A 13120-nucleotide genomic window follows, 5' to 3' on the forward strand; every position below is an offset into this window, starting at 1 on the left:
GACGAGCTTTGGCAATGGCTTGTTCAGCGCTCTGCGCGCTGAGCATGACCATTCAACCGGCGCTGGCCGAGCAGGATGGGCGCCTTGCCTTCAACCGTCCGGACGACGCCCATGCCTTCGTCGCCGGGCTGATGGACCGCGAGGCCTGGCACAATGGCGGCTGGGAGCAGGGCGAACACGGCGAACACCGGCACCACCGCTTCCATCTCACCCACGCGCAGCTCGTCCAGCTCGTGCGCCAGAAGATCAAATACGTCTTCGTGCTGTATCAGGAGAACCGCTCGTTCGACTCCTATTTCGGCACCTTCCCCGGCGCGGACGGGCTCTATTCGCAGCCGGCCGCCAAGACCCCCGGCTTCGTGCAGGAGCTGGTCAACACCGATGGCAGCACGACGACGATCTCGCCCTTCCGCATCGGGCCGAAGCAATATGCCTGGGATACCGACGACATCGACCATTCCCACGCCCGCATCGCCGCCAAGATGGATGTCGTCGCCGGCAAGCCGCTGATGGACAAGTTCGCCGTCACCGAGGAGCTGAAATACTCGCCGTCCGGCAATCCCTCGCTCAAGGCGAAGCAGTTCGGCGAACTCGCGATGGCCTACGAGGATTGCGAAACGGTGCCCTTCCTGTGGCGCTACGCCAGCCGCTTCGTGTTGTTCGACCATGTCTTCCAGAACATCACCGGCCCCTCGACGCCGGGCAACCTGTCGATCTTCGCCGCCCAGACCGGCCTGACCCAGTGGGCACTGCACCCGAACGAGGCGTTCAACACCTTCGACCCGACGACCGGGCCGACCGCGACCAACCCGTACGGCCTCAAGGTGAGCGAATCCGGCGCCGGCGAGCCGGTGATGGACGACAACGATCCCTTCTGGGGCTCGCCGCTCGACCCCAGCAAGAACGCCAACGTGCCGGTCAATCCGGGCGATTTCGGCGGCTCCGCCTTCACCTACGGCGTGCAGCTCAACCAGACCTACGCCTCCATCGCGATCAACACGATGGGCCGCAACGCCGCCGCGATCACGCAGCACGACAGCGACGCCGCCGGCGACCTCGCCGACATCAACGACGACATCGCCTACCTCACCCAGTCCGGCCACAAGCAGGTCAACTGGGGCTGGTACGAGGAAGGCTACGACCACGAGCCGACCGACCCGGCCAACCCGGTCGATGCCAACGGCACCCACGCCTCCTACATCACCCACCATAACGGCCCGCAATATTTCGGCTATGTCGCCAACAACCCCGACGAGCGCGCCAACCTGCACGGGCTCGGCGACCTGTTCACGGCGCTCAAGGGCGGCACCCTGCCGGCCGCCGGCGGCGTGTTCTACGTCAAGGGCGGATTTCAGAACATCTTCGGCCTGAAGCCGGTCAACCCGGTCGCCAAGGCGCAGACCAACTTCCTCGGCGATGACGACCACCCCGCCTACTCGGATGCGCAGATCAGCGAGGCGATGGTGGCCAAGGCGGTGAACGCGATCGCCAGCAGCAAATACTGGAAGCACGCCGCGATCATCATCACCTGGGACGATTCCGAGGGCGATTACGACCATGTGCCGCCGCCGGTCATCGTCAACGGCCCGGACAAGGAGGTCTTCAAGTTCGGCCCGCGCGTGCCGATGATCCTGATCTCGCCCTATGCGAAGACGCATCAGGTCGATCACCAGGACGGCAGCCAGTCCTCGGTGGTGAAGTTCGTCGACGAGGTGTTCGGCCTGACGCCGCTCGCCTTGCTGCCGGATGAGCTGAAGGGCCGCGCCGATGGCGAGAGCGAGTTCGGCGAGGCGAATATCGGCCCGTCCGACGCGCTGACCCCCTATGTCGGCGACCTGATGGGCGCTTTCGATCCGGCCCGCCTCACCGGCCGGGCGGCGCCGCTGCCGGCCAGCTACGCGATGATCCCCAACAAGGTGATCATGTCGCTGCCGCACTATGGCGGCAATGGCTGCCGGGCCGACCACATCGTGCCGACCGACGTCGCCAAGGGCATCGCCACCACGATCCCGGCCGACTTCAACCCGCTGCCGAGCACCAACCCGACTCCCTGATCACGCCAAGGCCAGCAATCCCGGCGCATCCATATGCGCCAGGGGCCAGACATCCCGGCGCATCCCCATGCGCCGGGATTTTTCTTGCCCGCGGGAAGCCGCCGCATATCGGGGCGTCAGCCCAGCCCGTCGTCCCGGCGCGGGCGAAACCGGGCGAGGCGCGGCGCGAGCACCGGCAGCACGAACAACGACAGCAGCGTCGCCGTCAGCAGCCCGCCCAGGATCACGATCGCCATCGGCCCCTCGATCGCATCGCCCGGCGAGCCGGAGGCGATGGCGAGCGGCAGCAGCCCCAGCGCGGTGACGATGGCGGTGATCACGATCGCCGGCAGCCGGTCCGCCGCCGCCATCCGCGCCGTCGCCGCCGACCACGCCAGCCCCTCCTCGGTCGCCAGCCGGCGCATGTGGATCAGCAACAGCAGCCCGTTGCGCAGCGTCAGGCCGAACAGCGTCGCCAGCCCCACCATCGCGCCGAGGCCGAGATGGCCGGCGAGAAAAATCCACACCGTCGCCACCCCGCCGGCGAAGGCGACCGGCAGGATGCCCACCACCAGCGCCACCGCCCGCGCGTCGCGCAGCGCCAGCGCGATCAGCGCGAGAATGACCGCGAGCGCGATCCCCGCATCGGCGATGAGCGCGCGCCGCGCCGCCCCGCCGGCCACCGCCGTGCCGCCATACTCCACGTAAACGCCCGCCCCCAGCCGCATCCGCCCGAGCCGCCGGCGCAGCGCCGCGATCGCCGCGGCCGCCCCGCCGTGCCGGGTCTGCACCGCGACGACCTGCACCCGCCGTCCCTCCTCGTGCAGGATCTGCGCCGGCGAGCGCGTCTGCCGGATCGCCGCGATCATCCCTAGCGTCACCACCCGGCCGCCCGCCGCCGCCACCGGCAGGTCGCCCACCCCGTCCGGCGCCCGGCGCAGCGCGCGCGGCAGCGTCACCACCACCGGCTGAACCAGCGTGCCGAGATAGACATGCCCGACAATCTGCCCCGCATAGGCCAGCCGCAGCGCGTCGAGCGCCGCCCGCGCGCTGACGCCGAAGCGCAGCATCGCCGCGCGGTCGAGCGTGATGGCGAGGGTCGGCTCGGCGGCGCTCGCCACCGGTGCTGCGGCGCTCACGCCGGGCAGGCGCCGCGCCACGGCGGCGATGCGCCGCGCCGCCGCGTCGATCCGCGCGAGATCCGGCCCGAACACCGCCACCGTCACCGGCGCGGTATCGCCGGACACGCTTTCATCAATTCGCTCGGAGAGGAATGTCCGGCTCCACCACGACAGGCCCTCGATGCCGCGCACCGCATCGAGGATTCGCCGCGCCGAGCGCGCCGCGTGCCGGTTCCCGCGCCGGCTCAGCGTGATGTCGATCTCGGCCTTGTTCACCCCGGCATGGCCGTTGCTCATCGAGGCGCGGCCGATATGCATCACCGCGTTGGCCACCTCGGGCAGGCGGTCGATCGTGCCGACCACCTGCCGGCCGATCGCCAGCATCGCATCGACCGACATGCCGGGGGCGGCGAGATAGTGAACGATCACGTCGTTCTCGCGAAACCGCGGCAGGAAGCGCGCCTGGAGCAGCGGCACGCTCGCCGCGGCCGCCAGCACGGCCACCAGCGCCAGCGCCGCCGCCATCCCGCCCGCGCGCTCCAGCCCGGCCAGCAGCCGCTGATAGGCCGGTTGCAGCAGCACGATCGGCGGGGTCCGCGCCCGCCCGCCGCCGCGCCCGAGCAGCAGCGCCGCCAGCGCCGGCGTCACCACCAGCGCCACCGCGAGCGAGGCGGCGATCGCCGCAATATAGGCGATACCGAGCGGCGCGAAGAGCCGCCCGGCCACGCCGCCGAGCATGATCACCGGGGTGAAGGCGGCGATCACCGCGGCGCTGGCGAAGACGATCGCGCTGCGCACCTCCAGCGAGGCGCGCAGGATGACGGGCAGCATCGGCTCCGGCGCCGCCCGCGCCCGGTTCTCCCGCAGCCGCCGGGTGATGTTCTCGACATCCACCACCGCGTCGTCCACCAGCTCGCCGAGCGCGATCGCCAGCCCCGCCAGCGCCATGGTGTTGAGCGTGACGCCGAGCGCCGTGATCACCCCCACCGCCGCCAGCAGCGAAACCGGAATGGCGATGAACGAGATCAGCGCCGCCCGCCAGTCGCGCAGGGCGGCGAGCAGCACCAGCAGGATCAGCCCCGCGCCGATCAGCAGCACATGGCCGAGATCGAGCAGCGCGATGCGGATGAACGCCGCCGGGGTGAAGGCGCGCGGATCGACGCCGACGCCCTGCGCCAGCAGCCCCGGCGTGAGCCGGGCCACCACCCGCCCCGCCTGGTCGGCGACCTTCAGCGTGTTGGCGCCGTAGAGCGATGAGACCAGCAGCAGCAGCCCCGGCCGGTCATGAATCAGCGCCGCCCCGAAGCCCGGCGGCGCGCCGACCCGCACCCGGGCGACATCGCCGATGCTCACCGGCAGGCCGCCCCGCGTCCCGAGCCAGCTCTGCGCCAGCGCCGCCGCGTCGCGCGCCTGGCCTTCCGGCGCCAGCACCAGGCGCTGCGCGCCGGTATCGATGAACCCGGCGCCGATCACCGCACTCGCCGCATGCGCCGCCCGCGCCACGTCGGCGGCGGTGAATCCGGTCGCCAGCAGCCGCCCCGGCCGCAGCGCGATGTCGAATTGCGGCGGCCGGGCGCCGAATATCACGATCTTCGCCACCCCCGGCACCGCCAGCAGCGCCGGGCGCAGCTCGGTCTCGGCGATCGCCGTCAGCCGTTCGAGCGACATGCCGGCCCGCGGATACAGCCCGATCTCCAGCGCCGTCCCGGTCGAGGACTGCATCGGCGCGAGACGCGGCACGACCCCGGCGGGCAGGATCGCGCCCAGCTCGGCGAGCCGCCCGGCGACGCGCTGGCGGTCGGCATAGGGGTCGGTGCCGCCGTGAAACACCAGATGCACCACCGACAGCCCGGCCTCCGAGGTCGAGCGCATCCGCGCGAGGCCCGGCAGGCCGGTCAGCCGCCGCTCCAGCCGGTCGGTCACCAGCTGCTCGGTCTGCACCGCGCTGAACCCCGGCGTCGCCGACTCGATCAGAACGGTCGGCGCGGTGAATTCGGGAAACACGTCATACCGCGCCCCCGGCAGCCGCGCGATCTGGATCGCGGCGAGCCCCGCGACCACGAGCACGACGACGAGACGATAGCGCAGCGCGATGCGGACGATGGCGGGGAGCATGCGGGCTGTCTCAATCCTGATCGGCGGCATCGCCACCGCCGGCCAGCATCGAATTCAGCAGCCCGGCGCCGCGAACGACGATCGCCGGCGCGGGCGGCAGCGCCTGCGCCGGCACGAACCGCGTGGCAGCACCGCCGGCCGCCGCCGATGACGCGCCGCCGACCGCGATCGCGGCGAACCGCCCCGGCGCCGTCCGCACGAACACGAAGGCCCGGCCGCGATGCCAGACCAGCGCGGCCGCCGGCACGTCATATCCCGCGATCTTCCGCCCCGCCGGCAGCGACACGTCGAGCGGCGTGCCCACCGGCAGCGACGGGCCGGTGAACAGCAGCGCCTGGCCCACCAGCCCCGGCGGCAGAACCCCCGCCGGCCCGATGGCCCGCAGCGCCGCCGCCGTCCCGTCGGGCAGCCGCGCCGTGGCGCGGGCGGGCGCCGGCTTCAGCGCGGGCCCCGCCCGCACCGCCAGCACCAGCGCGCCGCCGGCGGCGATGGCGCGGAACGCGGGCCCATCCTGCGCGATGGCGCGGCCGAGCTTCACGCCAAACCGCGCGATCGCCTCCGCCCGCAAGGTCGCGAGCCGCGCGGCACTGCCGCGCGCCGCCGCCTCGGCCTGTTCGAGACTGGCCCGCGACACATTGCCCGCCGCATGATAGAGGCTGCGGGTGCGCGCGAGCGTGGCGGCATCCAGCGTCGCCGCCACCTGCGCCGCCACGATCCGGCCGTGCAGGGCGATCGCCGGGGCCGGGTCGAGCACCCGCCCCTCGGCATGAAGCTGCGGCGCCTCGGTGCGCAGCTTCGGCGTCATCGTGCCGATCAGCCCGCTCGCCAGCGTCGCCTTGCCGACCGTCACACCCGCCGCGCGCGCGGCGCCGCCGGCCAGCGGCGGCAGCAGCGCCGCCGCCAACGCCGCCGCCAACGCCACCGCCGCGCGATATCGTCCCTGCCTCATGCGGGCGTCTCCCTGAAAACCGGCATCTCCAGCGCATCGCCAAGCCCGGCGAGGGCGCGCAGCGCCGCCGCCTCGGCGGCAAGGCGCTGGCTGCGGGCGAGCAGCGCCGCGCGCCGCGCCTCGACCAGCCGCAGCCGCCCGGTGGCGCCGAGCCGATAGGCCGCCGCCGCCTGCGCCGCCCGCCGCTCGGCCACCGCCTCCAGCCGCCGCGCCGCCCGCAGCACCGCGCGGCTGCCCCGCCACACGGCGGCGGCGGCGTCGATCCGCCCCAGCGCCCGCGCCTGCGCCCGCTCGAACGCGGCGGCGGCCACGCGGCGCCGCGCCCGCGCCACCGCGATCTGCCCCTGGTGCTGGTTGAACACCGGCAGCGGCAGCGACAGCGAGAGCGCGAACTTGTTGTCCCCCTGGTCGTATTCATACCCCGGCCCGATCCGCAGCCCGGGGAAGCGGCTGTCCACCGCCTGGCGCAGCGCGGCGTCGGCGGCGCGATAGCGGGCCAGCGCGGCTTCGATCTCGGGCCGCGCGATCAGCGCGCGACGGACCAGCGCCGGCAGATCGCGCGGCGCGACCGGATGGGCGAAGGCGGCGAAGGACAGGCGCGCATGGCGCAGCGCCGCCGCCGGCATGCCGATCGCGGCGGCGAGCCGGGCGCGGTCGGCGTCAAGACGCGCCTCGTCCCGCGCCACCGCGAGCCGCGCCTGGTCCGCCGCCTGCGCGGCGCCGGCGAGAGCGCTCGCCGCCAACATCCCGCGCGCCGCCCGCCCGGCGATCACCGTCTCGATCTCCCCCGCCGCACCGGCCAGCCGCCGGCTGAGCCGCAGGGCGCGGCGATCGATGAACAGGGCGAGCAGCGCCGCGCGCACCGCGCCGCGCTCCTGCCAGGCGGTGGCGGCGATCATGTCGCGCGCGGCGGCCACCCGCGCCTCGGCGGCGGCGATGCCGGCCTGCCGGGCGCCGAAATTCGCCACCAGAAAGCTGATTGCGGGCCCGATCCGGATCGGCGAGGGGCTGGCCTGCGTCGCGTTGAGAGTCGGCGACAGCGACAGGGTCGGGTTCGGCACCTGCCGCGCCAGCACCACGCCCGCCGCGGCCGCGCCGGCCTCGGCGGTGGCGAGCTTCAGCGCCGGGCGTTCATAAACCGCGACCAGCGTCAGCGCCCGCAGCCCGAACCCGCGCTCCGGCCGCGCGCCCATGGCGCGGAGAAAGCGCAGCAGCCCCGTCTGGTCCAGCCGCCGCGCGGTCAGCGCCGTCGCCGTCACCGCCGGGTCGATCGGCGCCGGACGATAGGGCGCGCAGCCCGCCAGCGCGAGCAGCAGCGCCGCCCCGGCAAGCCCGCGCCACCGCCCGCCACCCGCACAACCGCCAGCCGGGCGCGAAGCCGCCCCGGCCTTCACCCCCAACGCAACACCAGCGGATCGAGCCGGCGGGCGACCTCCAGCAGCCCCTCGCGCGTCGCCGGGTGCAGCGCTGCCAGCGGATGGCGCACCGCCTCGCTGCGGATCACCCCGCCCTCGCGCATCAGCGCCTTCGCCGCGATCAGCCCGCACTGGCGGTTCTCGTAATTGATCAGCGGCAGGATGCGCTCGTAGCCGGCCACCGCCTCGCCGCGCCGCCCGGCCAGATAGGCATGCACGATCGGGCCGATCAGGTCGGGATAGCCGCCCCCGGTCATCGCCCCGGTGGCCCCCGCGTCGAGATCGGCGAGCAGGGTGATCGCCTCCTCACCGTCCCACGGCCCCTCGATCGCGGCGCCGCCCAGCTCGATCAGCCGGCGCAGCTTCGCCGCCGCCTGCGGCGTCTCGATCTTGAAATAGGCGATCTGCGCGATCTCGCGCGCCATCTCGGCGAGCAGCTCGGCCGGCAGCGGCGTGCCGGCCACCGGCGCGTCCTGGATCATCACCGGAATCCGGATCGCATCCGACAGGCGCTGGAAGAATTCCCACAACCCGGCGGCGCCGACGCGGATGGTCGCGCCATGATAGGGCGGCATCACCATCACCATCGCCGCCCCCATCGCCTCGGCGCGGCGGCTGCGCTCGATGCAGAGATCGGTGCTGAAATGGCTCGTCGTCACGATCACCGGCACCCGTCCGGCGACATGTTCGAGCATCCGCCGCATCAGGATCTCGCGCTCCTCGTCGGCGAGGACGAACTGCTCGGAGAAATTGGCGAGCAGGCACAACCCGTCCGCGCCGGCGTCGATCATGAAATCCACCGCGCGGCACTGGCCTTCGAGATCGAGCCGGCCGGCCGCGTCGAAAATCGTCGGCACCACGGGAAAGACGCCCTGGTGGCGCGGCCTGGTCTGCATCCCGGTCATGGTCGATCCTGTGCGTGAAGGTCGCGGCAGCTTCCCGCTCCCGCCGGAAATGTCAACCGCCGGGCCGGGCGTTTCGTTGCGGTGCCGTCCCGAGCGCTTGCATTCCGCCCCCGCCCGGCCCACAAACCCCGCATGTCAGACGATCGGGCCGGAGCGCCGGGGCCATCCGCCCGCCGCCGCGCCAGGCTGACCGGGGCGATGCGGCGGCTCGGCTGGGGCCTTGTCTACCGGCTGTACGAGGCGCGGCTCACCCGCGAGGTCGCCGCCGGCGCGCTGCCGCGCCATGTCGGCATCATCCTCGATGGCAACCGCCGCCACGCCCGCCGCGCCGGGCTGAACGATCCCGGCGAGATCTATCGCCGGGGTGCGGCCAAGCTCGACGAAATCCTCGCCTGGAGCGCCGAGCTGGGCATTCCGATGATCACGCTCTGGGTGTTCTCCCCGGCCAATCTCGGCCGGCCGGAGGCCGAGGTGGGCGGCATTCTCGGCGCCGTCGAGGCCAAGATGCGCGCCCTCGTCGCCGATCCGCACATCAGCCGCCGCGGCGTCCGCCTCGCCGCGATCGGCCGGCGCGACATCCTGCCCCCGCCCTGCTCGAAGCGATCGACGCCGCCGAGGATGCGACCAGCGGCAATGACGGCATGACGGTCACCCTCGCCATCGGCTATGGCGGGCGGGAGGAAATCGCCGACGCGGTGCGCGCCCTGCTCGCCGAATGCGCCGCCGCCGGGATGGGCTGCGCCGAGGCCGCCGCCGCCGTGAGCCCGGAGGCGATCCGCCGCCATCTCTACCTCGCCGGCATGCCCGACCCCGACCTCATCATCCGCACCAGCGGCGAGATCCGCCTCTCCGGCTTCATGCTCTGGCAGAGCGTTCACAGCGAGCTGCATTTCTGCGACGCCACCTGGCCCGCCTTCCGCCGGATCGACTACCTGCGGGCGATCCGCGCCTTCCAGCGCCGCGACCGCCGCTTCGGCCGCTGAACCGGCCGCGCTGAACCGGCCGCCTGGCGCCGATCAGAGCAGCCCGCGGGCGGCGAGGCTGCGCATCAGCTCAAGCGCGCCGAAGCTCCAGGGGGCGCAGTCCGGGCACGGCCGCACCCGGTTGCGCAGCCGCCCCAGCCGGGAAGAGGCGATGGTGACGAGATCGCCATCCTTGTGGGTGAAGCCCTCGCCCGGCCGGTCGCGGTCCTGGATCGGCGCGAACATCGTCCCCAGCATCAGCACGAACCCGTCCGGATACTGGTGATGCGGCCCGGCGGCGGCCTCGACCAGCTCGACCGGGTCGCGGCTGATCTCGGTCATCGAGCTCATCCCCTCGAGCCGGAACCCGTCCGCCCCCTCCACCGTCAGGTCGAGCCGGGCGCGGCGGACATCCTCGATCGTGAACCCGTCATCGAACAGCCGCACGAACGGGCCGAGGCCACAGCTCGCGTTGTTGTCCTTCGCCTTGCCGAGCAGCAGCGCCGAGCGGCCCTCGAAATCGCGCAGATTGACGTCGTTGCCGAGCGCCGCCCCCACGATCCGCCCCGCTGGCGACACCGCGACGACGACCTCCGGCTCCGGATTGTTCCACGTGGAACGCGGATGGACGCCGACATGCGCGCCGAACCCCACCGCGCTCATCGGCTGGCCCTTGGTAAAGATCTCGGCGTCCGGCCCGATGCCGACCTCCAGATATTGCGACCACAGGCCGCGCTCGATCAGCGCCGCCTTCACCGCCATCGCCTGCGCCGAGCCAGGGCGCAGCGCGCGCAGGTCGGCGCCGATCAGCCGGTCGAGATCGGCGCGGATCTCCCGCGCCTTCTCCGGCGCGCCGCGCGCCTGTTCCTCGATCACCCGCTCCAGCAGGCTGACCACGAACGTCACCCCCGCCGCCTTGACCGCCTGCAAATCAACCGGCGCGAGCAACCAGGGGCGTGACGGATCGCGCCGCGCCTCGTCGCTGTTGGCGAGAATTTCATCCACCCGCCCGATCGTCCGCCCCGCCGCGGCGCTTGCGTGCCCGGCGGGATCGTCGAGCGCGAACAGCGCCGAGGCGGTCGGCACCGCGCGGCTGGTGATGTCGACCAGCTCGGCGCCGCGCACCGCCACCACCACCGGCCCCGCGCCGGGCAGAAAGGCGCGGCCGGCAAGGGTCGCCCGCCCGGCATCCTCGGGCAGCACGTCATCCACACGGATCGCGTCGGTCATCCTCGTCATCTCCCCCATGGTTCCCGTCTTATTGCTGGTTCAGGCCGAGCGCCTCGATCGCGGCGGCGATGGCGAAAATCCGCCGGTCGGTCTCCGCCGCGCCGCAGACCATCAGCCCCACCGGCGCCTCACCCGGCGCGTTGAGCGGCAGCGAGATCGCGCAGCCATCGATCATGTTGATCAGCGTCGGGTTGCGCAACACCCGCAGATTGGCGGCGGTGAAGGCCGCATCGTCGTCCATCTCCGCGATCGTCGGCGGCAGGATGGCGACGGTCGGCATCAGCAGCGCGTCATGCGGGGCGAGCCGCGCCCGCGCCCGCGCCACCAGATCGGCGCGGCCGGAAAGCAGGTCGATGTAATCCGCCGCCGAAAGCTCCGCCCCCCGGCGCAGCCGCGCCAGCACCCTCGGGTCATACGCATCCGCCCCGCGCTCCAGCAGCGCGCGGTGCCAGGCATGGCTTTCGGCCGCCGTCAGCCCGCCGCGCGCATTCAGCGTCGCGACCTCGGCGAATTCCGGCATCGCGATGGTCTCGATCCGCGCCCCGGCCGCCGAAAGCCGGCGCAGCGCCGCGTCGAACCCGGCGGCGACCACATCGTCCAGCGCATCGAGCGCGACATCGCCCGGCACAGCGAGCCGCAGCCCGGCCAACGACGCCGGCGCCGGCGGGGCCTCCGGCGCGCCCGCCATGATCGAATCGAGCAGCGCGCAGCAGCCCACCGAGCGCGCCAGCGGCCCCACCGAATCGAGCGAGGAGGACAGCGGCACCACCCCCTCGCGCGGAATCCGCCGCGCCGTCGGCTTGAACCCGACGAGATCGTTGAACACGGCCGGAATCCGGCACGACCCGCCAGTATCGGTGCCGATGCCGGCATGCGCCATCCCCGCCGCCACCGCGACCGCCGAGCCCGAGGACGAGCCGCCCGGAATCCGCTTCCCCTCGCGCCGCCAGCGCGCCGACGGCGTGCCGTGATGCGGGTTGGTGCCGATGCCGGAATAGGCGAACTCGGTCATGTTGGTGCGGCCGATCGGCACGAACCCCATCCGCCGCAGCCGGGCGATGGCCGGCGCATCCCGCGCCGCCGGCCCGCTTCCGGCCAGCACCTTCGAGCCGGCGCGGGTCTCCTGGCCTTCGACGTCGAACAGGTCCTTCACCGCGATCGGGATGCCGGCCCAGGGCGAGGGCGCCATGCCGGTGCCGCGCATCGCGTCGAACGCCGAAGCCGCCGCCCGCGCCCCCGCCGCATCGACCGAAATGAACGCCAGCGCCCCGTCCCCCGCCGGATCGGCGATCGCGGCGAGGCAGTCCTCGACCAGGGCGGCAGCGGTGGTGCGCCCCGCCGCGAGGTCGCGGGCGAGCGTGTCGAGCGTGGGCGGGGCTGGCGCGTGGTCGGTCATCGGGGTCGGCTCTCCTCTGCGGGTCGGCGCCAGTCTCGCCGCCCGCCGCGGCGCTGTCGAGAGCCGGCGCACGGATCTGTGATTCGCCGCCGCCTTTGCCTATATCGGCCATACGGGCTGGCGCATCTCCTCCATCACCACCGGCCCGCGGAGGTCCCTATGAAGGGGTTGAAGATCGTTCGCACCATCCTGCTCGCCGCGCTCCTGTTCGCGGGCACTGGCCTGTCCCTCGCCCCGGCGCATGCCGCATCGCCCACGCCGCAGCAAATCCAGGCGCTGATCGCCGGCGGCCATGCCGACACGGCGCTGGCCGACCTGCGCGGCGCGCTGCGCGCCCACCCGCAAAGCGGCGTCGCCTGGTATCTGAAGGCCGAGGCGGAGGACGCGACCGGCCGCATCGCCGCCGCGCGCGCCTCGCTCGCCCGCGCCGAAACCTACGCGCCCGGCCTGCCCTTCGCCGATCCCGGCCGCGTCGCCGCGCTGAAGGCGCATCTCGCCGCCGCCCCGGCCGCGCCCGCCGCCGTGCGCGGCGGCGCGCATATCCATCCGGCGGTGCTGGTGATCGGCGGGCTGGTGGTGCTGTTCCTGCTGGTCCGCTGGCTCGGCAACAGCCGCCGCCGCGCGATGCAGGCCCCGTGGCCCGGCGCGCCCGGCTATGGACCCGGCGGCATGCCGCCGAACGGTGCCCCGCCCTATGGCGCACCCGGTGGCGGCATGGGCGGCGGCTTCGGCGGCGGCGGACTCGGCAGCTCGCTGATGACCGGCCTTGCCGCCGGCGCCGGCTTCGCCGCCGGCGAACGCATCATCGACGGTCTGGCCGGCGGCCATGGCGGCGCGCCGATGATCGACCCCAATGGCGGCGATCCGGGCGGCATGCCGCCGGATCGTGACGACGGCCTGCTCGGCAATCCCGGCTGGGACGGCGGCGATGCCGGCGGCGGCGATTTCGACCCCGACAACAACTGGTAGTCCCGCGCGTCTGAACGCCCGACCT

8 protein-coding genes and 1 pseudogene are annotated in these 13120 nt (G+C 73.3%); 3 read left to right on the top strand and 6 right to left on the bottom strand.

All coding sequences use genetic code 11. The annotated features are described in order from the left end of the window. Positions 1–44 precede the first annotated feature (44 nt). Positions 45–2054, top strand: a complete 2010-nt coding sequence (locus ACIDOCELLA78_RS000000106615) for a phospholipase C (protein WP_249675991.1) — start codon at positions 45–47, stop codon at positions 2052–2054. A gap of 116 nt (positions 2055–2170) precedes the next feature. Here ACIDOCELLA78_RS000000106615 and ACIDOCELLA78_RS000000106620 read toward each other — a convergent pair whose 3' ends face one another. Genes ACIDOCELLA78_RS000000106620 through ACIDOCELLA78_RS000000106635 form a run of 4 tightly spaced genes read right to left on the bottom strand, consistent with a single transcriptional unit; the run spans position 2171 to position 8538 of the window. Next, a complete protein-coding gene (locus ACIDOCELLA78_RS000000106620) occupies positions 2171–5269 on the bottom strand; it encodes an efflux RND transporter permease subunit (protein WP_201728914.1) in 3099 nt (1032 codons plus the stop codon). Positions 5270–5279: 10 nt separating this feature from the next. Beyond that, the gene (locus tag ACIDOCELLA78_RS000000106625; protein ID WP_249675994.1) at positions 5280–6218 is read right to left on the bottom strand and encodes a hypothetical protein; all 939 of its coding nucleotides are present in this window, start codon (positions 6216–6218) and stop codon (positions 5280–5282) included. Further along, positions 6215–7612 carry a TolC family protein gene (locus ACIDOCELLA78_RS000000106630; protein WP_201728915.1) on the bottom strand — a complete coding sequence of 466 codons (1398 nt, stop codon included), beginning with the start codon at positions 7610–7612 and terminating at the stop codon, positions 6215–6217. The genes ACIDOCELLA78_RS000000106625 and ACIDOCELLA78_RS000000106630 overlap by 4 nt, the downstream gene beginning before the upstream one ends. After that, complete coding sequence (locus ACIDOCELLA78_RS000000106635) at positions 7609–8538, bottom strand: dihydrodipicolinate synthase family protein (RefSeq protein ID WP_201728916.1); 930 nt, start codon at positions 8536–8538, stop codon at positions 7609–7611. Before ACIDOCELLA78_RS000000106635 ends, ACIDOCELLA78_RS000000106630 begins: the two co-directional genes overlap by 4 nt. 198 nt (positions 8539–8736) lie before the next feature. Between ACIDOCELLA78_RS000000106635 and uppS the strand changes: the two are divergent. Then, positions 8737–9521: pseudogene (uppS, locus tag ACIDOCELLA78_RS000000106640) on the top strand (polyprenyl diphosphate synthase). Between the two features lie 33 nt (positions 9522–9554). Here uppS and ACIDOCELLA78_RS000000106645 read toward each other — a convergent pair. Both ACIDOCELLA78_RS000000106645 and ACIDOCELLA78_RS000000106650 read right to left on the bottom strand, forming a co-directional pair. Then, positions 9555–10730: a fumarylacetoacetate hydrolase family protein gene (locus ACIDOCELLA78_RS000000106645; protein ID WP_201728917.1), complete on the bottom strand. Its 1176-nt coding sequence runs from the start codon at positions 10728–10730 to the stop codon at positions 9555–9557. A 28-nt stretch (positions 10731–10758) separates the two neighbouring features. Then, a complete protein-coding gene (locus ACIDOCELLA78_RS000000106650; RefSeq protein ID WP_201728918.1) occupies positions 10759–12126 on the bottom strand; it encodes an amidase in 1368 nt (455 codons plus the stop codon). Between the two features lie 159 nt (positions 12127–12285). On the opposite strand from ACIDOCELLA78_RS000000106650, the gene ACIDOCELLA78_RS000000106655 reads away from it, so the two are divergent. Then, positions 12286–13095, top strand: coding sequence for a tetratricopeptide repeat protein (locus tag ACIDOCELLA78_RS000000106655; RefSeq protein ID WP_201728919.1), 810 nt, complete (start codon positions 12286–12288; stop codon positions 13093–13095). Positions 13096–13120: the final 25 nt, after the last annotated feature.

The organism is Acidocella sp. C78, assembly GCF_907164655.1.